Here is a 25,573-nt window from a genome sequence, read left to right as displayed (position 1 = left end):
TTCTGATTACGCCAAACAGTAAAAAGCCTGAGCAGGCTAGATTTTAGGAGAGCTCAGATGGCAAAGAGCAAGTTTGAACGCAATAAGCCCCACGTAAACATCGGCACGATTGGTCACGTTGACCATGGCAAGACGTCGCTGACAGCAGCAATCACGAAGTTCTTCGGTGAGTTCAAGGCATACGACCAGATCGATGCTGCACCGGAAGAACGCGCTCGCGGTATCACCATTTCGACGGCACACGTTGAATATGAAACTGCAGCTCGTCACTATGCACACGTCGACTGCCCAGGCCACGCTGACTATGTTAAGAACATGATCACCGGTGCTGCACAGATGGACGGCGCGATCCTGGTTGTTTCGGCAGCTGACGGCCCGATGCCACAGACCCGTGAGCACATCCTGCTCGCTCGTCAGGTTGGCGTTCCTGCGATCGTCGTGTTCCTGAACAAGTGCGATCAGGTTGACGATGCTGAACTTCTCGAACTCGTAGAACTCGAAGTTCGCGAACTGCTTTCGAAGTACGACTTCCCAGGCGACGAAGTTCCAATCATCAAGGGTTCGGCTCTTGCTGCTCTGGAAGATTCTTCGAAGGAACTCGGCGAAGACGCAATCCGCAACCTGATGTCTGCTGTTGACGATTATATCCCAACGCCAGAACGTCCGATCGACCAGCCATTCCTGATGCCAATCGAAGACGTGTTCTCGATCTCGGGTCGTGGTACTGTTGTTACCGGTCGTGTTGAGCGCGGTATCGTCAAGGTTGGCGAAGAAGTCGAAATCGTTGGCATCAAGGCCACTGGCAAGACGACTGTTACCGGCGTTGAAATGTTCCGCAAGCTGCTCGATCAGGGCCAGGCTGGCGACAACATCGGCGCACTGGTTCGCGGTGTAGGCCGTGACGACGTTGAACGTGGTCAGGTTCTCTGCAAGCCAGGTTCGGTTAAGCCACACACCAAGTTCAAGGCAGAAGCATACATTCTGACCAAGGACGAAGGTGGCCGTCATACGCCATTCTTCACTAACTACCGTCCACAGTTCTACTTCCGTACGACTGACGTGACCGGTGTTGTTACCCTGCCAGAAGGCACGGAAATGGTTATGCCTGGCGACAACGTTACCGTTGACGTTACGCTGATCGTCCCGATCGCAATGGAAGAGAAGCTCCGCTTCGCTATCCGTGAAGGTGGCCGCACCGTCGGTGCAGGCATCGTCGCTTCGATCATCGAGTAATTAGATTTGTGCAGGGGCGTCTCCTCGGAGGCGTCCCGCGTAACAAGGAACAGATCAAATGAACGGTCAAAACATCCGCATTCGCCTTAAGGCGTTTGATCATCGGATCCTTGACGCTTCGACGCGGGAAATCGTGTCGACTGCCAAGCGTACCGGTGCCAACGTGCGCGGACCGATCCCACTTCCAACGCGGATCGAAAAGTTCACAGTAAACCGGTCGCCGCACATCGATAAGAAGAGCCGCGAACAGTTCGAGATGCGCACGCACAAGCGTCTTCTCGATATCGTTGACCCAACCCCGCAGACAGTTGATGCGCTGATGAAGCTTGATCTGTCCGCCGGTGTTGATGTCGAGATCAAGCTTTAATCGGCTTGAGGACGGAAGGAACGAACCCGATGCGTTCAGGTGTTATTGCACAAAAGCTGGGCATGACCCGCGTCTATAACGACGCCGGCGAACATGTACCAGTGACAGTTCTCCGCATGGAAGACTGCCACGTGGTAGCTCAGCGTACAGTTGAAAAGAATGGTTACACGGCTGTTCAGCTTGGCGTTGGACTTGCCAAGGTAAAGAACACAACCAAGGCTCTGCGCGGTCACTTCGCGAAGGCTGAGGTTGAGCCTAAGGCAAAAGTTGCGGAATTCCGCGTTTCGCCTGAAAATCTGCTCGAAGTCGGCGTGGAAATCACTGCCGAACATTTCGTCGCCGGCCAGAAGGTTGATGTGACGGGTACTTCGATCGGTAAAGGCTTTGCCGGTGTAATGAAGCGTCATAACTTTGCTGGTCATCGTGCTTCGCACGGTAACTCAGTTACCCACCGCGCTCACGGCTCGACCGGTCAGCGTCAGGATCCAGGTAAAGTATTCAAGGGCAAGAAGATGGCCGGTCACATGGGGCAGACCCGTGTAACCACGCAGAATATCGAAGTCGTTTCTACCGACCTCGATCGCGGCCTTATTCTTGTTCGCGGTGCGGTTCCTGGTTCGAAGGGTGCATGGATCTATGTTCGCGACGCCGTTAAGGTTTCGCTTCCAGAAAATGCTCCCAAGCCAGCTGGTCTGCGCCAAGCAGCACAGGCCAAGGTAGAAGCTGCTGTAGTTTCTGAAACTGCAGCGACTGAGGGAGCCGAATAATGGATCTCACAATTACAACTCTTGAAGGCAAGGATGCCGGCAAGGTCAAGCTGAACGAAGATATCTTCGGCCTTGACCCACGCGACGACATTCTTCAGCGCGTCGTGCGCTGGCAGCTGGCTCGCCGCCAGCAGGGCTCTCATGATGCCAAGGGCCGCAGCGACATCAGCCGCACCGGTTCGAAGATGTACAAGCAGAAGGGTACGGGTCGCGCTCGTCACCATTCGGCTCGTGCACCTCAGTTCCGCGGCGGTGGTCAGGCTCACGGACCAGTTGTCCGTACGCATGATCATGATCTGCCAAAGAAGGTTCGCGCTCTCGGCTTGCGTCACGCTCTGTCGGCTAAAGCAAAGGCATCTGACCTGATCATCATCGATGATCTGGCTGCCTCTGAAGCCAAGACAAAGCAGCTTGTTTCGCAGTTCGCAAAGCTCGGTCTCGAAAATGCACTCCTCATCGGTGGTGCAGAGCTCGACGTGAACTTCCAGCGCGCTGCTTCGAATATTCCAAACATCGACGTTCTGCCAGTGCAGGGCATCAATGTTTACGACATTCTGCGTCGTGGCAAGCTCGTGCTTTCCAAGGCAGCTGTCGAAGCACTCGAGGAGCGTTTTAAATGACCGATCTTCGCCACTACGACGTGATCGTCAGCCCAGTCATTACCGAGAAGTCGACCCTTGTTTCCGAACATAACCAGGTTGTCTTCAACGTAGCTCGCAAGGCGACGAAGCCGGAAATCAAGGCTGCAATCGAGGCGCTCTTCGGCGTCAAGGTAAAGGCCGTTAACACCACTGTGCGCAAAGGCAAGGTGAAGCGGTTCCGCGGCATTGTCGGGCGCCAGAGCGATGTCAAGAAAGCGATCGTTACTTTGGCTGAAGGTCAGAGCATCGACGTTTCGACAGGTCTCTGAGAGGCCATGGAGTAAAGACAATGGCACTCAAGCACTTTAATCCGACCACGCCAGGCCAGCGTCAGCTGGTCATCGTGGACCGTTCGGAACTCTACAAGGGCAAGCCGGTCAAGTCATTGACCGAAGGTCTGTCCAAGAAGGGTGGCCGTAACAACACCGGTCGTATCACTGTTCGCTTTCAGGGCGGCGGTCATAAGCGTTCTTACCGTTTCATCGACTTCAAGCGTCGCAAGCATGACGTTGTCGCAACGGTTGAACGTCTGGAATACGATCCAAACCGCACCGCGTTTATCGCGCTGATCCGCTACGAAGACGGCGAGCTGAGCTACATTCTGGCTCCGCAGCGTCTGGCAGCCGGCGACAAGGTCATTTCTGGCCAGTCCGTCGACGTTAAGCCAGGTAACGCAATGCCGCTTTCGTCCATGCCAGTTGGCACCATCATCCACAACGTGGAGATGAAGCCAGGCAAGGGCGGTCAGATTGCTCGTTCGGCTGGTGCATACGCACAGCTCGTTGGTCGTGACCAGGGTATGGCTATCCTGCGTCTGAACTCCGGCGAACAGCGTCTGGTTTCCGGTGCATGCATGGCTACGGTTGGCGCAGTGTCCAACCCAGAGCACAGCAACATCAATGACGGTAAGGCCGGTCGTTCGGTCTGGCGCGGCAAGCGTCCTCACGTTCGCGGTGTTGCTATGAACCCAGTTGACCACCCGCATGGTGGTGGTGAAGGCCGCACTTCTGGTGGTCGTCATCCGGTCACGCCTTGGGGCAAGCCTACGAAGGGTAAAAAGACCCGTTCGAACAAGGCGACCGATAAGTTCATCATGCGTTCGCGTCATCAGCGCAAGAAGTAAGAGAGGTAGTCTGAAGTGGCTCGTTCAGTTTGGAAAGGTCCGTTCGTCGATGGCTATCTTCTCAAGAAAGCTGAGAAGGTACGCGAGGGCGGTCGTAGTGAAGTCATCAAGATGTGGAGCCGTCGCTCCACTATCTTGCCGCAGTTCGTTGGCCTGACCTTCGGTGTGTATAACGGCAACAAGCATGTTCCGGTATCGATCTCCGAAGAAATGGTTGGACATAAGTTCGGTGAATTCGCGCCGACACGTACCTATTACGGTCACGGCGCGGACAAGAAGTCAAAGAGGAAGTAACAGATGGGCAAGGCCAAGGCTCCCCGCCAGCTTAAGGATAACGAGGCGAAAGCCGTCGCCCGTACGCTTCGCGTCAGCCCGCAGAAGCTTAATCTTGTCGCGGCACTTATCCGCGGCAAGAAAGTAAATGCGGCACTTGCTGATCTCACTTTCTCGCGCAAGCGGATCGCTGAAACAGTGAAAAAGACGCTCGAATCGGCTATCGCCAACGCAGAGAACAATCATGATCTCGATGTTGACGCGCTGATCGTTGCTGAAGCTTATGTCGGCAAGTCAATTGTCATGAAGCGTTTCCACGTTCGTGGACGTGGTAAGGCAAGCCGCATCGAAAAGCCGTTTTCGCATCTCACCATTGTTGTCCGCGAAGTTGCGGAAAAAGGGGAGGCCGCATAATGGGCCAGAAGATTAATCCGATCGGTTTTCGTCTCGGCATCAACCGCACATGGGATTCGCGTTGGTACGCGAATACCGGTGAGTACGGCAAGCTGCTGCATGAAGACGTTAAGATCCGCGAGTATCTTAAGAGCGAACTCAAGCAGGCTGCGATCTCCAAGATCGTAATCGAGCGTCCGCACAAGAAGTGCCGCGTGACGATCCACTCGGCTCGTCCGGGTATCATCATCGGCAAGAAGGGTGCAGACATCGAAAAGCTCCGCAAGAAGCTTTCCGAGATGACGAATTCCGATACGTCCCTCAACATCGTTGAAGTTCGTAAGCCGGAAGTCGATGCTACGCTGATCGCTCAGTCGATCGCTCAGCAGCTCGAACGCCGTGTGGCATTCCGTCGCGCCATGAAGCGTGCCGTTCAGTCGGCAATGCGTCTTGGTGCCGAAGGTATCCGTATCAACTGCTCCGGTCGTCTTGGCGGCGCTGAAATCGCACGTATGGAATGGTATCGCGAAGGTCGCGTTCCGCTTCACACGCTGCGTGCCGATATCGACTACGGTACGGCAGAAGCGCAGACAGCTTACGGCATCTGCGGCGTGAAGGTTTGGGTATTCAAGGGCGAGATCCTTGAGCACGACCCAATGGCTTCTGAACGTCGTGCTGTTGAGGGTGACAATCAGGGTTCCCAGCAGAACCGCCGCCGCGAAAACGCTTAAAAAGCGGGCCGCGGGCGAGAAAATTGGAGTAGAGAACAATGATGCAGCCAAAGCGCACCAAGTTCCGTAAGCAGTTCAAGGGCCGTATCCACGGCAACTCGAAGGGCGGTACGGATCTTAATTTCGGTGCATTCGGTTTGAAGGCAGTAGAGCCTGACCGCGTCACAGCACGACAGATCGAAGCGGCTCGCCGCGCGATCACCCGTCACATGAAACGTGCGGGTCGTGTATGGATCCGGATCTTCCCGGATCTGCCAGTAACATCGAAGCCTACCGAAGTCCGTATGGGTAAAGGTAAGGGTTCAGTTGACTACTGGGCAGCCCGAGTTGCACCAGGTCGTATAATGTTTGAGCTTGACGGCGTACCCGAAGATGTGGCACGCGAAGCCTTAAGACTCGGCGCTGCAAAGTTGTCGGTCAAGACGCGCTTCATTCAGCGCATCGCAGAGTAAGAGAGGCAGTCATGAAAGCCGCAGACGTTCGGGCGAAAAGCCTCGATCAGATCAACGATGAGTTGGGCGCACTGAAGAAAGAGCAGTTTAATCTGCGTTTCCAGAAGGCAACCGGCCAGCTCGAAAAAACCGCGCGCGTGAAGCAAGTTCGTCGCGACATTGCGCGTATCAAGACCATCGCCCGCCAGAAGGCGGCCGAAAGCAAGGCATAAGGAACAAGTATAATGCCTAAACGCGTTCTGCAGGGCGTTGTCGTCAGCGACAAGAATGATAAGACTGTTGTGGTTAAGGTTGAGCGTCGCTATTCGCACCCGCTCCTCCAGAAGACCATTCGTCAGTCTAAGAAATACAAGGCGCATGACGAAAACAACCAGTTCAAGATTGGCGATCAGGTTTCTATTGAAGAATCCAAGCCAATTTCGAAGGACAAACGCTGGGTCGTTCTCTCGAACGTAACAGCGGGCTAAATTACAAACACGCAGCTTAGGTAGGGCAGGAGCCCTTAACCAGCTGAAGGAAAAGAAGGCGGCCAGTCATGATTCAGATGCAAACAAACCTCGACGTGGCGGATAACTCCGGCGCACGTCGTGTCATGTGCATCAAGGTGCTGGGCGGTTCCAAGCGGCGTTACGCTTCCGTGGGCGACATCATTGTGGTGTCGATCAAGGAAGCTATTCCGCGCGGCCGCGTCAAAAAAGGTGACGTGATGAAGGCGGTAGTCGTACGGACTGCCAAGGACATCCGTCGCGCAGACGGCAGTGTTATTCGTTTTGATAACAACGCAGCTGTTCTCATCGATAACAAGAAAGAGCCTATCGGCACGCGTATCTTCGGACCGGTTCCGCGCGAACTCCGCGCTAAGAGCCACATGAAGATCATCTCGCTGGCTCCGGAAGTTCTGTAAGGAAGCAAGACGATGCAAAAGATTCGCAAAGGCGACAGCGTTGTCGTGCTGTCCGGTAAGGACAAGGGCCGTAAGGGCGAAGTTCTTCAGGTTATGCCAAAGGACGACAAAGCGCTCGTTCGTGGCATTAATGTTGTAAAGCGTCACCAGCGCCAGACACAGACTCAGGAAGCCGGCATCATCTCGAAAGAGGCGCCGATCCATTTGTCTAACCTGGCTGTTGCTGATCCTAAAGATGGCAAGCCAACTCGCGTTGGTTTCCGTATCGAGGACGGCAAGAAGGTTCGCGTTGCAAAGCGTTCGGGAGCGGTGATCTGATGGCTGAAGCTAAGGCACTTCCACGCTTCAAGAAGATTTATCAGGACACGATCCGTAAAGCTCTTCTTGAAGAATTCAAGTACGACAACGAGATGCAGATTCCACGCATCACCAAAGTTGTCCTGAATATGGGTGTAGGCGAAGCAACTGGCGACTCTAAGAAGCCAACCGTTGCTGCAGCAGATCTGGCCTTGATTGCCGGTCAGAAGCCTGTCATTACTCGCGCCCGTAATTCGATCGCAACTTTTAAGTTGCGCGAAGACATGCCAATCGGTACGAAGGTCACTCTTCGTTCAGATCGTATGTACGAATTTCTTGATCGTCTGATCACGATCGCGCTTCCGCGCGTTCGAGATTTCCGCGGTCTGAATCCGAAGAGCTTTGACGGTCGTGGCAACTTTGCCATGGGTGTTAAGGAACACATCGTGTTTCCAGAAATCAACTACGATAAAGTTGATCAGATCTGGGGCATGGACATCATCGTTTGCACGACCGCTAAGACGGATGATGAAGCCCGCGCTCTTCTGCGCGCCTTCAACTTCCCATTCCGGCAGTAACGGCAAGCGTAGCGAGGTATAATAATATGGCCAAGACTAGCGCAGTCGAAAACAATAAGCGCCGCGAAAAGTTGGTTAAGCGTCATGCTGACAAGCGTGCACGTCTGAAGGCGATCGTAATGGATCAGAGCCTTCCGCTGGATGAGCGTTTCCGCGCTACTATCCAGCTCGCCGAACTACCGCGCAATTCCGCTAAGGTCCGTATTCGCAATCGTTGCGAAGTTTCGGGTCGTCCGCGTGGTTATTACCGTAAACTGAAGATGTCGCGTATTGCGCTTCGCCAGTTGGGTTCGCTTGGACAGATTCCAGGCATAGTTAAGTCGAGCTGGTAAGGAGTAGCATATGTCTGTGTCAGATCCTATCGGCGATATGCTGACCCGTATTCGCAATGCAGTAGGCCGCAAGAAGACCAAGGTTTCGACCCCGGCTTCGAAGCTCCGCGCTCGCGTTCTGGATGTTCTTCAGTCTGAAGGTTACATTCGCGGATACACGCAGAGTGAATTCGTGAACGGCAAAGCCGAGATCGAAATCGAACTGAAGTATTATGAAGGCGTTCCAGTCATTCGTGAACTGACCCGCGTTTCGAAGCCTGGCCGTCGCGTTTACGTGTCGGTCAAGTCGATCCCGCAGGTTGCGAATGGTCTTGGCATCTCGATCCTGTCCACCCCTAAGGGTGTGATGGCTGATCATGAAGCTCGTGAACAAAACGTTGGTGGTGAGCTGCTCTGCCGCATCTTCTGATGCGGCTGACAGCGAACAGATAAAAGACAGGTATAAAAATGTCTCGTATCGGTAAAAAACCCGTGCCGGTCCCGGCGGGCGTGACCGCCAGTGTTGATGGGCAGATCGTCAAGGCTAAGGGCGCGAAGGGCGAATTGTCTTTCGTCGTGCACGATGAAGTACTGGTTAAGCTCGAAGACGGCGCTGTAAGCGTCGATCCTCGTGATCAGTCCAAAGAAGCTCGCTCCAAGTGGGGCATGTCGCGTTCGATGATCGTTAACATCTTCGAAGGCGTTGAAAAGGGCTTTGAAAAGAAGCTTGAGATTAGCGGCGTTGGTTATCGTGCTGCTATGCAGGGCAAGAATGTCCAGCTTTCTCTCGGCTTCTCTCACGAAGTAATCTATGACGTACCTGCTGGCATCACTGTTGCCGTGCCAAAGCCGACGGAAATCGTCGTCACTGGTATCGACAAGCAGCAGGTCGGTCAGGTCGCGGCTGAGATCCGTGAATATCGCGGCCCCGAGCCTTACAAGGGCAAGGGCGTCAAGTATGCTGGCGAGAAGATCGTCCGCAAAGAAGGCAAGAAGAAGTAAGGGAAGCGCGTCATGGCATCGCCAAAAGAAACTTTGCAGCGTCGCGCTGCTCGTGTACGCCGTCAGGTCAAGGCCGTCGCAAACGGCCGTCCACGTCTCAGCGTACACCGCTCTTCCAAGAACATCTACGTTCAGGTTATCGACGACGTTCGCGGTGTTACCATCGCAGCAGCATCGACCCTCGATGGCGATCTGAAGGGTAAGCTCAAGACCGGTGCGGACCAGGCAGCTGCGGCTGCTGTTGGTAAGCTGGTTGCAGAGCGTGCCGTTAAAGCAGGCGTCAACGAAGTAGTGTTCGATCGTGGTGCATTTATTTACCACGGCCGTGTGAAGGCTCTCGCCGAAGCTGCCCGCGAAGGCGGACTGAGCTTCTAATAGCATTTTGTGCTTCCGGAAAAAAATAAAGGAATAGGATATGGCACAGAGAGAACGTAACCGCGAGGATCGCGGTCGTGAGGAGCGCGACAGCGAATTCGTTGACAAGCTCGTTCACATCAACCGCGTTGCCAAGGTCGTTAAAGGTGGCCGTCGCTTCGGTTTCGCCGCGCTCGTCGTGGTTGGAGATCAGAAGGGTCGCGTAGGTTTCGGTCATGGCAAGGCACGTGAAGTGCCTGAAGCTATCCGTAAGGCTACAGAAGCTGCCAAGCGCGATATGATTTTCGTACCACTGCGTTCGGGTCGTACACTGCACCACGATGTGCAGGGTCGTCACGGCGCTGGCAAGGTTCTGCTTCGTGCAGCTCCTGCTGGTAAGGGTATCATTGCTGGTGGTCCTATGCGTGCGGTGTTCGAAACGCTTGGCGTTCAGGACGTTGTTGCTAAGTCGCTCGGCTCGTCGAACCCTTACAACATGGTTCGCGCAACCTTTGACGCTCTGAAGCATCAGATGCATCCAAAGGATATCGCTGCACAGCGCGGCATCAAGTACTCGACCCTTCAGGCTCGTCGCCATGATGTGGTCGGTTCGGAAGAATAGCCGATAGTTTGTGCCAGTCCGGTGCGCGAGCACCGGATACGCCATAGACAAGGGATTTGAGTGATGGCTGAGAAGAAGGGTAAGACGGTTACGGTCGAACAGATCGGAAGCCCTATCCGTCGTCCAGCCGAGCAGCGTGCAACGCTGATCGGTCTCGGACTTAACAAAATGCACCGCCGCCGCACACTGGAGGATACTCCTTCAATTCGCGGCATGATCGCCAAGGTTCAGCATCTCGTCCGCGTTGTGGACGAGGCTTGATAACGCAGGGGATAGAGACATGAAACTCAATGATCTGCGTGATAAGCCAGGTTCTGTAAAGGCGCGCAAGCGCGTAGGCCGTGGTATCGGCTCCGGCACCGGCAAGACCGCTGGCCGCGGCGTCAAGGGACAGAAGTCCCGTTCTGGCGTAGCGATCAACGGCTTTGAAGGCGGCCAGATGCCAATCTACCGCCGTCTTCCGAAGCGTGGCTTCACCAACATCTTTGCAAAGAGCTTTAACGTTGTATCGCTCGGCCGTGTTCAGGCTGCGATCGATGCAGGCAAGCTGGATGCAAAGGCGGTGGTGAACCTCGAGTCGCTGAAGGCTGCAGGCGTGATTCGTCGCGCTCTGGACGGCGTTCGTATCCTTTCGGATGGCGAACTGAAGGCTAAGGTAGCGTTCGACGTTGCTGGAGCTTCCAAGGCTGCGATCGAAAAGATCGAAAAGGTCGGTGGTAGCGTCAAGCTTCCCGAAGCAGCTGCTGAATAAGACTTCGATATACAAAATAAAAAGCGGCGGCCCTAGTGCCGCCGCTTGCACCTTTATGCCAATGCGCATATCTGGGTAGGGTCTTCTTTGTCTGAGGGTGCGGGTCTCAGGGATTCGTATCGGCAGAGGGGGAGGGCCGGAGACTTTTCACCGGAGAAATTTAATGGCATCGGCTGCTGAACAGCTAGTTTCCAATCTCAATTTTTCGGCTTTCTCGAAGGCGGAAGAACTTAAGAAGCGTATCTGGTTCACATTGGGCGCTCTGCTCGTGTACCGGTTTGGAACGTATATTCCGCTTCCCGGGATCAATCCTGAAGCGCTTGCGCAGGCATTCCAGCAGCATAGCCAGGGTGTTCTTGGGCTTTTCAACATGTTCGCCGGTGGTGCTGTTGGTCGTATGGCCATTTTCGCACTTGGCATCATGCCCTACATTTCCGCTTCCATCATCGTGCAGCTCATGACGTCGGTTGTTCCGTCTCTTGAAGCGCTGAAGAAGGAAGGCGAATCCGGCCGTAAGATCATCAATCAGTACACGCGCTACGGTACAGTGCTTCTCGCACTCGTGCAGGCTTACGCGATTTCTGTTGGTCTTCAGTCGGGTAACGGCATTGTTACAAATCCTGGACCAATGTTCCTGGTTTCATCGGTCATCACGCTCGTTGGCGGTACGATGTTCCTGATGTGGCTCGGCGAGCAGATCACTGCGCGCGGTATCGGTAACGGTATTTCGCTCATTATCTTCGCCGGTATTGTCGCAAACCTTCCTCATGCTATTTCCGGTACGCTGGAACTGGGCCGCACGGGCGCTTTGTCCACTGGTCTTATCCTTGGCGTTATCGTTTTGGCTGTCGCGCTTATTGCGATCATCGTCTTTGTTGAACGTGCACAGCGTCGCCTTCTGATCCAGTATCCGAAGCGCCAGGTTGGCAACCGCATGTTCCAGGGCGATACATCGCACTTGCCGCTCAAGCTGAATACTGCTGGTGTTATCCCTCCGATCTTTGCTTCGTCGCTTCTGCTTTTGCCTGCGACTGTTGCAGGTTTCGCAAATACGGCTGAAATGCCGGCCTGGGGTACGACCATTCTGAATGCTCTCGGCCATGGTCAGCCGCTTTACATGCTGTTCTATGCTGCACTGATGGCATTCTTCTGCTTCTTCTATACGGCCATCGTGTTCAATCCCAAGGACACGGCAGACCAGCTCAAGAAGCATTCCGGCTTTATTCCGGGTATCCGCCCGGGTGAACGTACAGCAGAGTACATAGACTATGTGTTGACACGCATTACGGTTGTCGGCGCCATCTATATCGTGCTTGTCTGTCTTCTGCCGGAATTCCTGATTTCTGCGACCGGCGTACCATTCTATCTTGGCGGTACTTCGCTGCTGATCGTGGTCAGCGTAACGCTCGATACGGTTGCGCAAATTCAGGGACATCTTGTTGCCCATCAGTATGAAGGGTTGATCAAGAAGTCCAAACTCAGAGGTGGGAAACGTAGTAAATGAGACTGATACTTCTTGGGCCGCCCGGAGCAGGTAAGGGGACGCAGGCTGGACTTCTTACCAAGAAGCATGGAATACCACAGCTTTCGACGGGCGACATGCTGCGTGCAGCAGTCGCTCAGCAAAGCGAGATCGGGAAGCGCGCCAAGGCTGTGATGGATGCGGGTCAGCTGGTTTCCGATGAGATCGTAAATCAGATCGTATCCGAGCGCATTGATGCGCCAGATTGCGCAGCCGGTTTCATTCTCGACGGTTACCCTCGTACTGTGCCTCAGGCGCAGGCACTTGGCGAAATGCTCATTGGTAAAGGTCTTAAGCTTGATGCAGTCATCGAGCTGAAGGTCGATGAGAATGCATTGGTCAACCGGATGGAGAACCGGGTGGCTGAAACGATTGCTAAGGGTGGTCAGGTTCGCTCCGACGACAATCCAGAAGCTTTCCGTAAGCGTCTTATTGAGTATCGCGAAAAGACTTCACCGCTTTCCAACTACTACGCTGGAACCGGTGAACTCCGGGTCATTAATGGTATGGCCCCGGTTGAGGAAGTTACCGCAGAGATCGAGAGAATTCTTGTTCCTGCATGAAATGGGCCGGTTTAAGGCTCATTTGAATCATTGAGAATTGCGGACAGAGGGACATTTGATGTTTTTCTGTCCGTTTATTGCTTCCAAAAGTTGCTTTTAATGTCTGCAAGGTCGCTATGGTGACTTTACGGACAGTTAAGAGTTGACTTTTTCGGGCGATTCCGTCAAAGACTGCGCCACTTCAATTGGTTTTGAATGGTCGGTTCTGGCGGAAATAGTAAGAGGCCGGGACCGGTCAAACAATGCTGTCTGGTTGATCGCATCTGCCAGGTGGATTTTTATGTAACTCAAGGAGAACAGACGTGGCACGTATCGCTGGCGTCAACATCCCGACGAACAAGCGCGTAATCATTGCGCTTCAGTACATTCACGGGATTGGACCAAAATTTGCTCGTCAGATCGTAACGAAGGTCGGCATTGCTGACGATCGTCGCGTGAACCAGCTTTCGGATGCTGAAGTACTTCAGATCCGTGAAGCAATCGATGCTGACTACCGGGTCGAAGGCGACCTGCGTCGTGAAGTTTCGATGAACATTAAGCGCCTGATGGACCTTGGCTGCTATCGCGGTCTGCGTCATCGTCGTTCGCTGCCGGTTCGCGGTCAGCGTACGCATACCAATGCACGCACCCGTAAGGGTCCTGCAAAGGCTATCGCAGGTAAGAAGAAGTAATTTTCGGCAGAACCAATCGTTCTGCCGGGCTTGCCCGATAAACGGGTGGGTTCGGTGCTGGTCCTTATCAAAGGGCCGGTGGAGCCGCTGGAACTACGGCGGTGTCGAGATCGAGTTTTGAGAGGACTATCATGGCTAAGGAAGCCCAGCGTATTCGCCGTCGCGAGCGCAAAAACATCTCGTCGGGCGTTGCCCACGTGAATTCGACGTTCAACAACACCATGATCACCATCACGGATGCACAGGGCAATGCGATTGCCTGGTCTTCCGCAGGTGCTCAGGGTTTCAAGGGTTCGCGTAAGTCGACCCCGTTTGCCGCACAGATCGCTGCTGAAGATTGCGCCAAGAAGGCTCAGGAACATGGCATGCGCTCCCTCGAAGTCGAGGTTTGCGGACCGGGCTCTGGCCGTGAATCTGCGCTGCGCGCCCTTCAGGCTGCCGGCTTTGTGATTACGTCGATCCGCGATGTTACGCCGATCCCGCACAACGGTTGCCGTCCGCGCAAGAAGCGCCGGGTCTGATTTTCACTTATATGCCGCATGAGCCCCGGATTCAGGTCCGGGGCTCCTCTGCGGTTCTTCACAAGATCGCTACGATAGGATGGTAGCGACGGTTGATAGAGGAAAACCACATGATCCAGAAGAACTGGCAGGAACTGATCAAGCCGAACAAGGTGGAATTCAACACCAACGGCTCTCGCACGCTTGCAACCGTCGTTGCTGAGCCGCTGGAACGCGGTTTTGGTCTGACGCTCGGTAACGCACTGCGTCGCGTGCTTCTGTCGTCGCTGCGCGGCGCTGCCGTGACCGCCATTCAGATCGATGGCGTTCTGCATGAATTCTCTTCCATTCCGGGCGTCCGCGAAGACACCACGGATATCGTTCTGAACGTCAAGGAAATCGCCATCCGTATGGAAGGCGAAGGCCCGAAGCGCATGGTTGTCCGCAAGGAAGGCCCGGGCGTTGTTACGGCTGGTGACATTCAGACTGTTGGCGATGTCGAGATCCTTAATCCGGATCACGTCATCTGCACGCTGGATGAAGGCGCTGAAATCCGTATGGAATTCACCGTCAACACCGGTAAGGGCTATGTGCCTGCCGACCGTAATCGTGCGGAAGATGCTCCAATCGGTCTCATTCCGGTTGACAGCCTTTACTCGCCGATCCGCAAGGTATCGTACAAGATTGAGAACACCCGTGAAGGTCAGGTTCTCGATTACGACAAGCTGACGCTCAACATCGAAACCAATGGTTCCGTGAGCGGTGAAGATGCAGTTGCTTATGCAGCGCGCATTCTTCAGGACCAGCTCGCGGTCTTCGTCAACTTCGAAGAGCCACAGAAGGAAGCTCCGCAGGAACAAGTTGCGGAACTGGCTTTCAACCCGGCTCTGCTCAAGAAGGTAGACGAGCTCGAATTGTCTGTACGTTCGGCAAACTGCCTGAAGAACGACAACATCGTCTACATCGGCGATCTGATCCAGAAGACGGAAGCCGAGATGCTGCGGACTCCGAATTTCGGCCGCAAGTCGCTCAACGAGATCAAGGAAGTTCTGGCGTCGATGGGTCTCCATCTTGGTATGGAAATCCCAGCCTGGCCGCCAGAAAACATCGAAGATCTCGCCAAGCGCTACGAAGACCAATATTAAGACCGGCATATCCCGGTACGTTACGAATTAAAGGAGAAGGCCATGCGCCACGGTAATGGACAGCGTAAGCTGAACCGCACTGCCTCGCATCGCAAGGCAATGTTCGCCAACATGGCGGCTTCGCTCATCGAGCATGAACAGATTGTGACCACGCTTCCTAAAGCTAAGGAAATCCGTCCAATCGTAGAAAAGCTTGTCACCCTCGGCAAGCGCGGTGACCTGCATGCACGTCGTCAGGCGATTTCCGCCATCCGCGACGTACAGCTCGTTGCTAAGCTGTTCGACACACTTGCTACTCGTTACGCAACCCGTAACGGCGGCTACATCCGCATCATGAAGGCAGGCTTCCGCACTGGTGACAATGCACCAATGGCAGTTGTCGAATTCGTTGAGCGCGATGTAGATGCCAAGGGCAAAGCTGATCGCGCGCGCGTTGAAGCTGAAGCCGCTGCAGAAGCAGACGCAGCGTAATCTTACGCTTCGCATTGAATAAAAAAGGGCCGCCTCGTGTGGCCCTTTTTTTGCGTTTAGAGCGCATTTTGATCTGACTATTATGGAGCGCTTATTGGCGTGCCATAATTCATTGCGAAGCTGTAATGCGCTTTGCCATATTCCAGCCCTTTATACTTGGCTTTGTTACCTCCATATTGCCGATAATGGCTCCGAGGAATCGGAGCTGGATTAAGGAAACTGGAGTTTGCGAATGAATTGGCGACGTTATGGGATTACGGGTCTGGTTCTTGCTTCGATCAGCATGGTCACGTTGCCTGTGATCGCTCAGGAAACTGCTGTTCCTGCTCAGGGCAAACAGATACCTCTTAGTCGCGCGGATATGCAGCTTTCCTTCGCACCTCTTGTTAAGGAAACGGCACCAGCGGTTGTCAATGTCTATGCAGCACGACAGGTGCAGCAGCAATCACCGTTTGCCGGCGATCCGTTTTTCGAACAATTCTTTGGCAAACAGTTTGGCGGTGGCGGCAAATCACGAACCGAACAATCGCTCGGCTCGGGCGTCATCGTCGATGCATCTGGTATTGTGGTCACGAATAATCACGTCATCAAGGATGCTGATGAGATCAAGGTGGCTCTCTCTGATGGCCGACAGTTTGAGAGCAAGGTTCTGCTTCGCGATGAAACCACTGATCTTGCTGTATTGAAAATTGATGCCAAGGAGAAATTCCCGGTATTGGCTCTGGGGAACTCTGATGAGGTTGAGGTTGGCGATCTGGTTCTGGCGATAGGCAATCCGTTCGGGGTGGGACAGACGGTGACGAGTGGTATCGTTTCGGCCCAGTCACGAACCCAGGTTGGCGTTTCAGATTTTGACTTCTTCATTCAGACCGATGCCGCGATCAATCCTGGTAATTCCGGTGGTGGTCTCCTCGATATGCGCGGTCGTCTGATTGGTATCAATACGGCAATCTTCTCGCGTTCGGGTGGTTCGGTAGGCATTGGCTTTGCCATTCCGTCGAACATGGTGCGCGCAGTTGTTGATGCTGCATTGAGCGGAAGCTCAAGCTTCGAACGCCCGTTTATTGGTGCGACTTTCCAGAACATTACGCCCGATGTTGCTGAGAGTCTCGGCATGGATAAGTCGTTCGGCGTTCTTGTGACAGCTGTTATCAAGGGTGGTCCTGCAGAAGAAGCCGGACTGAAAGTCGGCGACGTAGTTATGTCGGTTCAGGGAGTGCGGGCCGACAATGTCGATGTGCTTGGTTATCGCCTATCGACAGCAGGTATCGGAAATACCGTCACGCTGGATATCGTTAGGAACGGCGAGGAAAGCAAGCTGCCGGTGAAACTGGCGAAAGAGCCGGAAGCCAAGCCACAGCAGAAGCAGACCATCAAAGGGGACAACCCGTTTGAGGGTGCAGTGGTTGAGGAGCTTACCCCGTCAATGGCTTCCAAGATGCGGCTGCGTGATGGCGCACGCGGCGTCATCGTCACGGATGTTATTATCAATTCGCAAGCAGCCCGGCTTGGTTTGCGTCAACGTGACATTATTCGCGGCATCAACGGCAATCCGATCCGCACAATTGACGATCTGACGACTGCATTGAGCAATGGGCGCGGTCTGGCATGGCGACTTGAGGTGGAACGCAATGGTGCATTGATCCGCCAGTTTGTGCGCTAGAGCGCGTTTCGATCTGATTGGATCAGATCGGCGCTCTAAATATTTGTTTTAGCGCGCATCTTTTCCGAAAAACGTTTCACCCTTTTCGGGATGCGCTCTAATACACCGTCCCAAACAGTTGCATGTCGTTTCAGGCGGGACTATGCCTGAAACGACATTTGCTTTTCTGACATTGAGCGACGCAAAATGAGTGATCTATTCTCCACTGCATCTGATCCGAATGCGGACCGTAACAGGCCACTCGCTGATCGCTTGCGTCCGCGTCATCTGTCGGAAGTAACCGGTCAGGAACACCTGAGCGGGCCGGAAGGTATTCTCACGCGTATGATTGCATCCGGTTCGCTTGGGTCCATGATTTTCTGGGGGCCACCGGGAACTGGCAAGACAACCGTTGCACGGCTGCTTGCTGGCGAAACCGAACTTGCCTTTGAACAGATTTCCGCAATTTTTTCGGGTGTGGCTGATCTGAAAAAGGTGTTTGAATCTGCACGTGCGCGGCGCATGTCGGGCCGTCAGACCCTGCTGTTTGTGGACGAAATTCATCGCTTCAACCGCGCTCAGCAGGACAGCTTTCTGCCGGTAATGGAAGATGGCACGGTTATCCTGATTGGTGCCACGACAGAAAACCCTTCGTTTGAACTGAATGCCGCTTTGCTGTCGCGGGCGAGGGTGCTGACATTTCATCCGCATGATGGCACAAGCATTGCAACGCTTCTGACGCGTGCGGAAGAACAGGAAGAACGTCAGTTACCTCTGGATGAAGAGGCTCGAGCAAGCCTCATTCGCATGGCCGACGGAGACGGTCGCGCGGCCCTGACGCTCGCTGAGGAAGTGTGGCGTGCAGCCCGACCTGAAGAAGTGTTTGATGCTGCAAAACTGCAGGATGTGGTTCAGCGCCGCGCCCCGGTTTACGACAAGGGGCAGGACGGGCATTACAACCTGATTTCGGCTCTGCATAAGTCCGTGCGCGGTTCTGATCCTGATGCCGCTCTTTATTATCTCAGCCGCATGTTCGATGCAGGCGAGGACCCGCTTTATCTGGGGCGCCGGCTGGTTCGGATGGCTGTGGAAGATATTGGTCTTGCCGATCCACAAGCGCTTGCGATCTGCAATGCTGCGAAGGATGCCTATGACTATCTTGGTTCGCCCGAAGGTGAACTCGCTTTGGCACAGGCCTGCGTTTATCTCGCGACGGCACCCAAATCCAACGCGGTTTATATGGCTTACAAAGCCTCTATGCGTGCGGCGAAGGAAAATGGCTCACTGCTTCCGCCCAAGCATATTCTAAACGCGCCGACGAAGCTGATGAAGAATGAAGGCTATGGCGATGGTTATGCCTATGACCACGATCAGCCGGATGCGTTCTCAGGTCAGGATTATTTCCCAGAGGCGATGGGACGGCAGGTTTTCTATGATCCGCCGGAACGTGGTTTTGAACGGGAAATTCGCAAAAGGCTCGATTACTGGTCACGTCTTCGAGCGGAACGCCAAGGTCGGCGCTGAAACTACAACGACAACTGTGCTTCGATGGCTGATTTATCGATGATGGACCAAACTTTGTCGATTTTGTAATCGACGAATTCGTAGAAAACATTCTCCGAAAACTGGATTTTTTTGCCGTTGACCGGCAGACTGAGAAAACTTCCGGCTGGCGTGCAGTCAAAATCAAGACGGCTGGCCAGGGTTGGCGGTTCGACTACCAGCAATCCGATGTTGAAGTGGAGATCAGGTATCTGCTGATAATCGCGGATAAGCATTTCCAGATATCCGGCTACACCCAAATGTCGGCCGTTATGCTGGGCTGTTTCTGCAACGAAATGATGTAGCGACTGCCAATCCTGGGCATTGAGGCAGGAAATATATCTCGTGTAAGCGTCGCGAAGCATTTGAACGTTCATTTAGGTTCCTCCAGCCCGCTTAGAGCGCGTTTCGATCTGATTGGATCAGATCGGCGCTCTAATCATTTGTTTTTATGCGCATCTTTTCCGAAAACCGTTTCACACTTTTCGGGATGCGCTCTAATCGTGCCTTTTATAGCGAAATGCCGCCTGCATCGCACCTTATTCAACGGCTCAAGTCGTTACCGAGATAACTGAAGTCACAATTCGGCCTTCATCGCGTACGGTGAACTGCAGTAAGACACAATCGCCAGTCGTATTCCACAGGCTAGGCCAGGGGATGATTTATCAATGATTTCAACAACCCGACAACCTTGAGAAGTGGCGATAAATGTTACAGTAACCATAATAAAATCAACGCTTTAATTTAATTCCTCTTTAATATTTACGTTTTATCAATTTTTAAAAGCAACGAGGTTTCCCCATGACGCGCGTTTTGTTTCTCGTCGCGCTCGTTATTCTTGGTGGCTGCGCGACCGCCCCACGGCAGGTCAGCAATGTTTGCGCAGTCTTTGATCAACGCGACGGCTGGATAAATAATTGGCAGAAGGACGCGACCCGCACTTCGCGTGAGTTCGGCGTGCCTGTCCATGTTCTTATGGCGACGATATACACTGAATCTGGTTTCCGCCCTTATGCGCGTCCGCCGCGCACCAAACTGCTTGGTTTCATTCCATGGAAGCGCGCTTCCACTGCCTATGGCTATTCGCAGGCGCTCAATGGAACGTGGGATCGTTATAAACGGGAGACTGGACGCTGGACTGCATCACGAAGCAATTTCGGCGATGCTATTCATTTCATCGGCTGGTATCACTATCAGAGCTATCAGAAGAACGGCATTAACCGGGCCGATGCTTACAGCCTGTATCTCGCTTATTATTCCGGTCACGGCGGCTATTCGCGTGGTGTCTGGCGCGGCAACGCAACCGCGTTGAACGGTGCGAAACGCGCGCAGTCGATGGCCAATCGCTACGCCACACAGTTGCGTTCCTGTGGGCGTATTGGGTAAGGCGTGGCGATCAAATGGTCGGTGATCTGTTGCAATCAGAACAAAACGCGTTTTAAAAGTCGCGGATGGGGATTTAAAAACACCATCCGGCCTTAATCGAAGTTATCATTCGCGACGAATCGACAATTGAGGATAACCTATACATGCTGAAAAAAATCGGGATTGCCCTTATCGGTGCCACATTTCTGGCAGGCTGCACCACCGATCCATATACCGGCGATCAGAAGGTGTCTAACACCGCTGGCGGTGCTGCAATTGGTGCGGCTGTCGGCGCTCTCGGCGGACTGATGGTTGGCGGTTCCAGCCGTGCACAGCGTAACGCTGTTCTGATCGGCGCAGGTATTGGTGCGCTCGGTGGCGGCGCTATCGGAAATTACATGGATCGTCAGGAATCCGAGTTGCGAAATCAGCTGCAGGGAACCGGCGTTTCAGTTACCCGTAATGGCGATCAGATCATCCTGAACATGCCATCGGCCATCACTTTCGACACGGATCAGGATCAGGTTAAGAGCCAGTTCTACCCAACGCTTAATTCCGTTGCGATCGTGCTGCGCAAGTTCAATCAGACTCTTGTCGACGTTATCGGTCACACGGACTCGACTGGTAGCGCAAGCTACAATCAGGGTCTGTCGCAGCGCCGTGCTTCTTCTGTTGCAAGCTATCTTGGTTCGCAGGGTATCGATCCACGTCGCTTTGCGGTCATCGGTTTGGGCGCAAGCCAGCCGGTTGCAACCAACGCAACGTCGGACGGACGCGCGCAGAATCGTCGCGTAGAAATACAGATTTCACCGCTACGTGGTGCTAGCTCCTAAATTAGAGAATCGGATTTGATCCGTATTGTGACGCAGCTCTTCGTAAGAAGGGCTGCGTTTTCTATGCGTAGATTGCGAATCGAATGGTTCGGCTACACTTTTTTAGAACTAAAGCGTGGACAGTCTTACAAATTACAAGTTCCTAATGCATAGGAACAATAATAGAACAAAAATATTAAATCTATCGAAATCAATGTCTTGACCATATTGCAAAATGAGAACAAAACGGATACAAATAGATATCGGCAATGAGCCCACCGGGCTTCTAGCGAGACAAGAGGATGGTGTAAGATGTCTCAGAATTCATTGCGACTTGTTGAGGAAAATTCAGTGGACAAGACAAAGGCTCTCGATGCGGCTCTGTCGCAGATCGAACGGGCGTTCGGCAAAGGCTCGATCATGCGCCTTGGTCAGAATGATCAGGTAGTAGAGATTGAAACGGTGTCGACCGGTTCGCTTTCTCTCGATATTGCATTGGGCGTCGGCGGTCTGCCCAAGGGACGTATCGTAGAAATTTATGGTCCGGAAAGCTCGGGTAAGACGACGCTTGCACTCCACACGATTGCAGAAGCTCAGAAAAAGGGCGGTATCTGCGCATTTGTGGATGCGGAACATGCTCTTGATCCGGTCTATGCCCGCAAGCTTGGGGTCGATCTTGAGAACCTGCTGATCTCGCAGCCTGATACTGGTGAGCAGGCGCTTGAAATCACGGATACGCTTGTGCGGTCTGGCGCAATTGATGTTCTGGTTATCGACTCGGTCGCAGCTCTGACGCCACGCGCCGAAATCGAAGGTGAAATGGGCGATTCCTTGCCTGGTCTTCAGGCGCGATTGATGAGCCAGGCATTGCGCAAGCTCACGGCTTCGATCTCGCGTTCGAACTGCATGGTGATCTTCATCAATCAGATTCGTATGAAGATCGGTGTCATGTTCGGTTCGCCTGAAACGACGACTGGCGGTAATGCGCTCAAGTTCTACGCATCGGTGCGTCTCGATATTCGCCGTATTGGTTCGATCAAGGAGCGTGACGAGGTTGTGGGCAATCAGACCCGCGTGAAGGTGGTCAAGAACAAGCTTGCACCTCCATTCAAGCAGGTTGAATTCGATATCATGTATGGCGCGGGCGTTTCCAAGATGGGCGAATTGGTCGATCTTGGCGTTAAAGCCGGTGTTGTTGAGAAATCGGGCGCTTGGTTCTCCTATAATTCCCAGCGTCTGGGGCAGGGCCGTGAAAATGCCAAGCAATATCTCAAGGATAATCCGGAAGTCGCGAAAGAGATCGAGACGACGCTCCGTCAGAATGCAGGCTTGATTGCCGAGCAGTTCCTTGAAGATGGTGGACCGGAAGCGGATGATGGTCCGGAAGCCGCAGAAATGTAAAATTCGTCTGATGACGAAACAGAAGAAAGCCCTGCGCTATGCGCAGGGCTTTTGGTTTTTTAGCTTACAGCGGCTTCAGTTAAGACTGAATCGCTGAAACTGCTGTAACTATTTGTTTTTGAGCATTATCCTTCGAAAAACCGCTTCGCACTTTTGCTGGGAATGCTATGAACACTGTTGCATAGTCGTCATTTTCATATTTTCCGGGAGAAATTGCTTTTATAGCGCACACTGCTTATCTGGACAGAAAAGCGGTGCCCCGTTAAAAGCGGTCAACCGAAACTCCACCTCACGGACTTTCCATGATCGGGCAGTCGAAGCGTGGCGGCATGAAAATGCCGGACATCGTTGCAACCTTGCGGGTGGTGAAAAGATAATCGATGCGCCTTGTTGAAAGGTGTGTCTCATGTAGGGCAGAAAATGTCCAAGGGTGAATTATGGCTGGCGTCAACGAGATAAGGTCCACATTCCTCGACTATTTCCGTAAGAACGGACACGAGGTTGTTTCATCAAGCCCGTTGGTGCCGCGCAACGATCCAACGCTGATGTTCACCAATGCGGGCATGGTGCAGTTCAAGAACGTTTTTACTGGTCTTGAACAGCGTCCATACAGCCGTGCGACCACTTCGCAGAAATGCGTGCGCGCTGGCGGTAAGCACAACGATCTGGACAATGTCGGCTACACAGCTCGTCACCACACTTTCTTTGAGATGCTCGGCAATTTCTCCTTTGGCGATTACTTCAAGGAAGAAGCGATCAGTCATGCCTGGAACCTGATCACAAAGGAGTTTGGCCTGAACAAGGACAAGCTGCTGGTCACCGTTTATCACACCGATGATGCTGCCGCGAATTTCTGGAAGAAGATTGCCGGTCTTTCGGATGATCGCATTATCCGCATTGCGACGAGCGACAATTTCTGGGCGATGGGTGATACCGGACCTTGCGGTCCTTGCTCGGAAATCTTCTACGATCACGGCGATCATATCTGGGGCGGCCCTCCTGGATCAGCAGATGAAGACGGCGATCGGTTCATCGAGATATGGAACCTCGTTTTCATGCAGTTCGAGCAGCTCTCTCCGGAGCAGCGCATCGATCTGCCACGCCCGTCGATTGATACGGGAATGGGCCTGGAGCGCGTTGCAGCTGTTCTGCAGGGCGTACATGACAATTACGATATCGATCTTTTCAAGGCATTGATCCGCGCATCGGAGGACGCAACTGGCGTTAAGGCTGAAGGCGATTTCCGTGCGAGCCATCGCGTTATCGCTGATCACCTGCGTGCATCGAGCTTCCTGATTGCCGATGGCGTTCTGCCATCGAATGAAGGCCGTGGCTACGTGCTGCGCCGCATCATGCGCCGCGCTATGCGTCATGCGCAGCTGCTCGGCGCAAAAGAGCCATTGATGTGGCGTCTGCTGCCAGCGCTCATCCGCGAAATGGGACAGGCCTATCCGGAACTGATCCGCGCTGAAGCATTGATCTCTGAAACCCTCAAGCTTGAAGAAACTCGTTTCCGCAAGACGCTGGAACGCGGTCTTGGTTTGCTTTCCGATGCTTCGGAAAGCCTGGTTGAAGGTGATCGCCTTGATGGCGAGACGGCTTTCAAGCTTTACGACACCTACGGCTTTCCGCTTGATCTTACACAGGATGCACTGCGCCAGCGCGGTGTGACAGTCGATACCGACGGTTTCAATGTCGCCATGGAACGCCAGAAGGCAGAAGCACGCGCCAACTGGACTGGTTCGGGCGAAGCTGCCACTGAAACCATCTGGTTCGGTATCAAGGATAAGGTCGGCGCGACCGAATTCCTTGGTTATGAAACCGAAAGCGCTGAAGGTGTGATCACTGCGCTTGTCCGTGACGGTGCAGAGGTTGCATCGGCTGCGGAAGGCGAAACCGTTTCTGTCATCGTTAATCAGACACCCTTCTACGGCGAGTCCGGTGGTCAGCAGGGCGATACCGGAACGATTTCCGGCGAAGGCTTTGCAATCACGATCAAAGACACGCAGAAGAAGGGCGAGGGCGTTTTCGTTCATACCGGCCAAGTCACCAAAGGTTCGGCCAAGGTCGGCGATGCAGTCGAATTGAAGGTAGACGCCGTGCGTCGTACACGCATTCGCTCCAATCACTCGGCAACCCATCTTCTGCATGAAGCGCTGCGCGAAACGCTCGGCTCACATGTCGCTCAGAAGGGTTCGCTCGTTGCTCCCGATCGTCTGCGTTTCGACTTCTCGCATCCAAAGCCAATTTCGGCTGAAGAACTGACTGCTGTTGAAAATCTCGCCAATGAGATCATCCTGCAAAACGCACCGGTTTCGACGCGTTTGATGGCGGTTGATGATGCGATTGCTGAAGGTGCAATGGCGCTGTTCGGCGAAAAGTATGGCGACGAAGTTCGTGTTGTTTCAATGGGGACGGCTACGCACGGCGAAAAGGCTGGCAAGGCTTACTCTGTTGAGCTTTGCGGCGGCACGCATGTTCGTCAGACGGGTGATATTGGCCTCGTGCGTATTCTGTCCGACAGCGGTGTCGCTGCCGGTGTTCGCCGTATGGAAGCGCTGACGGGTGAGGCAGCTCGCCTGTACCTCGAAGAGCAGGACGAGCGCGTCAAGGCAATCGCCGGTGTTCTTAAGACGACGCCATCAGAAGCACTTGAGCGTGTCAACGCTCTGGTTGATGAGCGTAAGAAGCTGGAACGCGAGCTTACCGAAGCCCGCAGACAACTGGCGCTGAGCGGTGGTGCGTCTGATGGCGGCAGTGCTGTGGAAACCGTCAATGGCGTCAATTTCCTCGGCAAGGTTGTGACTGGCGTTTCGCCGCGCGATCTCAAGCCACTTGCTGACGAAGGCAAAAAGCAGGTTGGCTCAGGCGTTGTTCTCTTCATCGGTGTCGGTGAAGATGGCAAGGCAAGCGCGGTTGCTGCTGTGACTGACGATCTGGTTGGCCGTTTCAGTGCGGTTGATCTGGTGCGTGCTGCATCTGGTGCTCTTGGCGGTGCCGGCGGTGGCGGTCGTCCGGACATGGCGCAGGCCGGTGGGCCTGATGGCACGAAGGCAAGCGAAGCAATCGCTGCTGTTAAAGCGCTGATCGTCTGATTGTACTTAGATTAGAACTGCAGAAGGCCGGGTTTTCCCGGCCTT

At 53.8% G+C, this 25,573-nt stretch carries 35 protein-coding genes; 34 read left to right on the top strand and 1 reads right to left on the bottom strand.

The window, feature by feature from the left end:
• Positions 1 to 57 precede the first annotated feature (57 nt).
• The 30 genes from tuf (at position 58) to C9380_RS07170 (ending at position 18,837) form a co-directional block, all read left to right on the top strand.
• Positions 58 to 1,233: an elongation factor Tu gene (gene tuf / locus C9380_RS07315; RefSeq protein WP_100558855.1), complete on the top strand. Its 1,176-nt coding sequence runs from the start codon at positions 58 to 60 to the stop codon at positions 1,231 to 1,233.
• 58 nt (positions 1,234 to 1,291) lie between these two features.
• Positions 1,292 to 1,600 carry a 30S ribosomal protein S10 gene (rpsJ, locus tag C9380_RS07310; protein WP_002964363.1) on the top strand — a complete coding sequence of 103 codons (309 nt, stop codon included), beginning with the start codon at positions 1,292 to 1,294 and terminating at the stop codon, positions 1,598 to 1,600.
• Between the two features lie 29 nt (positions 1,601 to 1,629).
• Positions 1,630 to 2,367 (top strand): 50S ribosomal protein L3, encoded by a 738-nt coding sequence (rplC, locus tag C9380_RS07305; protein WP_024897010.1) that lies wholly within the window; start codon positions 1,630 to 1,632, stop codon positions 2,365 to 2,367.
• Positions 2,367 to 2,987 (top strand): 50S ribosomal protein L4, encoded by a 621-nt coding sequence (gene rplD / locus C9380_RS07300; RefSeq protein WP_024897011.1) that lies wholly within the window; start codon positions 2,367 to 2,369, stop codon positions 2,985 to 2,987. Before rplC ends, rplD begins: the two co-directional genes overlap by 1 nt.
• Complete coding sequence (locus tag C9380_RS07295) at positions 2,984 to 3,277, top strand: 50S ribosomal protein L23 (RefSeq protein ID WP_007875343.1); 294 nt, start codon at positions 2,984 to 2,986, stop codon at positions 3,275 to 3,277. The genes rplD and C9380_RS07295 overlap by 4 nt, the downstream gene beginning before the upstream one ends.
• A gap of 20 nt (positions 3,278 to 3,297) precedes the next feature.
• A complete protein-coding gene (gene rplB / locus C9380_RS07290) occupies positions 3,298 to 4,131 on the top strand; it encodes a 50S ribosomal protein L2 (RefSeq protein ID WP_024897012.1) in 834 nt (277 codons plus the stop codon).
• A gap of 15 nt (positions 4,132 to 4,146) precedes the next feature.
• Positions 4,147 to 4,425 (top strand): 30S ribosomal protein S19, encoded by a 279-nt coding sequence (gene rpsS, locus C9380_RS07285; protein ID WP_024897013.1) that lies wholly within the window; start codon positions 4,147 to 4,149, stop codon positions 4,423 to 4,425.
• A 3-nt stretch (positions 4,426 to 4,428) separates the two neighbouring features.
• Positions 4,429 to 4,818, top strand: coding sequence for a 50S ribosomal protein L22 (gene rplV, locus C9380_RS07280; protein WP_007875336.1), 390 nt, complete (start codon positions 4,429 to 4,431; stop codon positions 4,816 to 4,818).
• The gene (rpsC, locus tag C9380_RS07275) at positions 4,818 to 5,528 is read left to right on the top strand and encodes a 30S ribosomal protein S3 (protein WP_024897014.1); all 711 of its coding nucleotides are present in this window, start codon (positions 4,818 to 4,820) and stop codon (positions 5,526 to 5,528) included. The genes rplV and rpsC overlap by 1 nt, the downstream gene beginning before the upstream one ends.
• Positions 5,529 to 5,566: 38 nt before the next feature.
• A complete protein-coding gene (rplP, locus tag C9380_RS07270) occupies positions 5,567 to 5,980 on the top strand; it encodes a 50S ribosomal protein L16 (protein WP_024897015.1) in 414 nt (137 codons plus the stop codon).
• 11 nt (positions 5,981 to 5,991) lie between these two features.
• Positions 5,992 to 6,192 (top strand): 50S ribosomal protein L29, encoded by a 201-nt coding sequence (rpmC, locus tag C9380_RS07265; protein ID WP_024897016.1) that lies wholly within the window; start codon positions 5,992 to 5,994, stop codon positions 6,190 to 6,192.
• Between the two features lie 12 nt (positions 6,193 to 6,204).
• Positions 6,205 to 6,447, top strand: a complete 243-nt coding sequence (rpsQ, locus tag C9380_RS07260; RefSeq protein ID WP_024897017.1) for a 30S ribosomal protein S17 — start codon at positions 6,205 to 6,207, stop codon at positions 6,445 to 6,447.
• A 68-nt stretch (positions 6,448 to 6,515) separates the two neighbouring features.
• Positions 6,516 to 6,884, top strand: a complete 369-nt coding sequence (gene rplN, locus C9380_RS07255; protein ID WP_007875329.1) for a 50S ribosomal protein L14 — start codon at positions 6,516 to 6,518, stop codon at positions 6,882 to 6,884.
• 12 nt (positions 6,885 to 6,896) lie between these two features.
• Positions 6,897 to 7,202, top strand: coding sequence for a 50S ribosomal protein L24 (gene rplX / locus C9380_RS07250; protein ID WP_024897018.1), 306 nt, complete (start codon positions 6,897 to 6,899; stop codon positions 7,200 to 7,202).
• Positions 7,202 to 7,759, top strand: coding sequence for a 50S ribosomal protein L5 (gene rplE, locus C9380_RS07245; RefSeq protein ID WP_024897019.1), 558 nt, complete (start codon positions 7,202 to 7,204; stop codon positions 7,757 to 7,759). Before rplX ends, rplE begins: the two co-directional genes overlap by 1 nt.
• Positions 7,760 to 7,785: 26 nt before the next feature.
• Positions 7,786 to 8,091 carry a 30S ribosomal protein S14 gene (rpsN, locus tag C9380_RS07240; protein ID WP_024897020.1) on the top strand — a complete coding sequence of 102 codons (306 nt, stop codon included), beginning with the start codon at positions 7,786 to 7,788 and terminating at the stop codon, positions 8,089 to 8,091.
• A gap of 10 nt (positions 8,092 to 8,101) precedes the next feature.
• Positions 8,102 to 8,500: a 30S ribosomal protein S8 gene (rpsH, locus tag C9380_RS07235; protein WP_007875325.1), complete on the top strand. Its 399-nt coding sequence runs from the start codon at positions 8,102 to 8,104 to the stop codon at positions 8,498 to 8,500.
• A 38-nt stretch (positions 8,501 to 8,538) separates the two neighbouring features.
• Positions 8,539 to 9,072, top strand: a complete 534-nt coding sequence (gene rplF, locus C9380_RS07230) for a 50S ribosomal protein L6 (RefSeq protein WP_024897021.1) — start codon at positions 8,539 to 8,541, stop codon at positions 9,070 to 9,072.
• A gap of 12 nt (positions 9,073 to 9,084) precedes the next feature.
• Positions 9,085 to 9,447, top strand: a complete 363-nt coding sequence (rplR, locus tag C9380_RS07225) for a 50S ribosomal protein L18 (protein WP_024897022.1) — start codon at positions 9,085 to 9,087, stop codon at positions 9,445 to 9,447.
• A gap of 40 nt (positions 9,448 to 9,487) precedes the next feature.
• On the top strand, positions 9,488 to 10,048 hold the full coding sequence (rpsE, locus tag C9380_RS07220; RefSeq protein ID WP_024897023.1) for a 30S ribosomal protein S5: 561 nt from the start codon (positions 9,488 to 9,490) through the stop codon (positions 10,046 to 10,048).
• A 63-nt stretch (positions 10,049 to 10,111) separates the two neighbouring features.
• Positions 10,112 to 10,309 carry a 50S ribosomal protein L30 gene (gene rpmD, locus C9380_RS07215; RefSeq protein WP_128093291.1) on the top strand — a complete coding sequence of 66 codons (198 nt, stop codon included), beginning with the start codon at positions 10,112 to 10,114 and terminating at the stop codon, positions 10,307 to 10,309.
• 19 nt (positions 10,310 to 10,328) lie between these two features.
• Complete coding sequence (gene rplO / locus C9380_RS07210) at positions 10,329 to 10,799, top strand: 50S ribosomal protein L15 (protein ID WP_128093290.1); 471 nt, start codon at positions 10,329 to 10,331, stop codon at positions 10,797 to 10,799.
• 163 nt (positions 10,800 to 10,962) lie between these two features.
• On the top strand, positions 10,963 to 12,303 hold the full coding sequence (gene secY, locus C9380_RS07205) for a preprotein translocase subunit SecY (RefSeq protein WP_024897025.1): 1,341 nt from the start codon (positions 10,963 to 10,965) through the stop codon (positions 12,301 to 12,303).
• Positions 12,300 to 12,884 carry an adenylate kinase gene (locus C9380_RS07200; RefSeq protein ID WP_024897026.1) on the top strand — a complete coding sequence of 195 codons (585 nt, stop codon included), beginning with the start codon at positions 12,300 to 12,302 and terminating at the stop codon, positions 12,882 to 12,884. The genes secY and C9380_RS07200 overlap by 4 nt, the downstream gene beginning before the upstream one ends.
• Positions 12,885 to 13,186: 302 nt before the next feature.
• Positions 13,187 to 13,555 (top strand): 30S ribosomal protein S13, encoded by a 369-nt coding sequence (rpsM, locus tag C9380_RS07195; RefSeq protein WP_024897027.1) that lies wholly within the window; start codon positions 13,187 to 13,189, stop codon positions 13,553 to 13,555.
• A gap of 131 nt (positions 13,556 to 13,686) precedes the next feature.
• On the top strand, positions 13,687 to 14,076 hold the full coding sequence (gene rpsK / locus C9380_RS07190) for a 30S ribosomal protein S11 (protein WP_024897028.1): 390 nt from the start codon (positions 13,687 to 13,689) through the stop codon (positions 14,074 to 14,076).
• Between the two features lie 110 nt (positions 14,077 to 14,186).
• On the top strand, positions 14,187 to 15,200 hold the full coding sequence (locus tag C9380_RS07185) for a DNA-directed RNA polymerase subunit alpha (RefSeq protein WP_024897029.1): 1,014 nt from the start codon (positions 14,187 to 14,189) through the stop codon (positions 15,198 to 15,200).
• Between the two features lie 42 nt (positions 15,201 to 15,242).
• Positions 15,243 to 15,671 (top strand): 50S ribosomal protein L17, encoded by a 429-nt coding sequence (rplQ, locus tag C9380_RS07180; RefSeq protein WP_024897030.1) that lies wholly within the window; start codon positions 15,243 to 15,245, stop codon positions 15,669 to 15,671.
• Between the two features lie 232 nt (positions 15,672 to 15,903).
• Positions 15,904 to 17,334: a DegQ family serine endoprotease gene (locus C9380_RS07175; protein ID WP_100558857.1), complete on the top strand. Its 1,431-nt coding sequence runs from the start codon at positions 15,904 to 15,906 to the stop codon at positions 17,332 to 17,334.
• 186 nt (positions 17,335 to 17,520) lie between these two features.
• Entirely contained in the window at positions 17,521 to 18,837 is a 1,317-nt protein-coding gene (locus tag C9380_RS07170; protein ID WP_024897032.1) for a replication-associated recombination protein A, read from the top strand.
• A gap of 2 nt (positions 18,838 to 18,839) precedes the next feature.
• Here C9380_RS07170 and C9380_RS07165 read toward each other — a convergent pair whose 3' ends face one another.
• On the bottom strand, positions 18,840 to 19,232 hold the full coding sequence (locus tag C9380_RS07165) for an ester cyclase (RefSeq protein WP_024897033.1): 393 nt from the start codon (positions 19,230 to 19,232) through the stop codon (positions 18,840 to 18,842).
• 424 nt (positions 19,233 to 19,656) lie between these two features.
• Here C9380_RS07165 and C9380_RS07160 point away from each other — a divergent pair, with 424 nt between their 5' ends.
• The 4 genes from C9380_RS07160 to alaS all read left to right on the top strand — a co-directional run bounded on the left by C9380_RS07160 (position 19,657) and on the right by alaS (position 25,528).
• The gene (locus tag C9380_RS07160; RefSeq protein WP_024897034.1) at positions 19,657 to 20,241 is read left to right on the top strand and encodes a transglycosylase SLT domain-containing protein; all 585 of its coding nucleotides are present in this window, start codon (positions 19,657 to 19,659) and stop codon (positions 20,239 to 20,241) included.
• Between the two features lie 143 nt (positions 20,242 to 20,384).
• Positions 20,385 to 21,053, top strand: coding sequence for a YiaD family glycine zipper/OmpA-like lipoprotein (locus C9380_RS07155; protein ID WP_024897035.1), 669 nt, complete (start codon positions 20,385 to 20,387; stop codon positions 21,051 to 21,053).
• A 291-nt stretch (positions 21,054 to 21,344) separates the two neighbouring features.
• On the top strand, positions 21,345 to 22,433 hold the full coding sequence (gene recA / locus C9380_RS07150; RefSeq protein ID WP_024897036.1) for a recombinase RecA: 1,089 nt from the start codon (positions 21,345 to 21,347) through the stop codon (positions 22,431 to 22,433).
• A gap of 437 nt (positions 22,434 to 22,870) precedes the next feature.
• Positions 22,871 to 25,528 (top strand): alanine--tRNA ligase, encoded by a 2,658-nt coding sequence (gene alaS, locus C9380_RS07145; RefSeq protein WP_105705833.1) that lies wholly within the window; start codon positions 22,871 to 22,873, stop codon positions 25,526 to 25,528.
• The last annotated feature ends 45 nt before the right edge of the window (positions 25,529 to 25,573 follow it).

It is taken from the genome of Brucella pituitosa, assembly GCF_003049685.1.
Classification (GTDB): Bacteria; Pseudomonadota; Alphaproteobacteria; order Rhizobiales; family Rhizobiaceae; genus Brucella; species Brucella pituitosa.
This window is presented reverse-complemented; position numbering and strand designations above follow the sequence as displayed.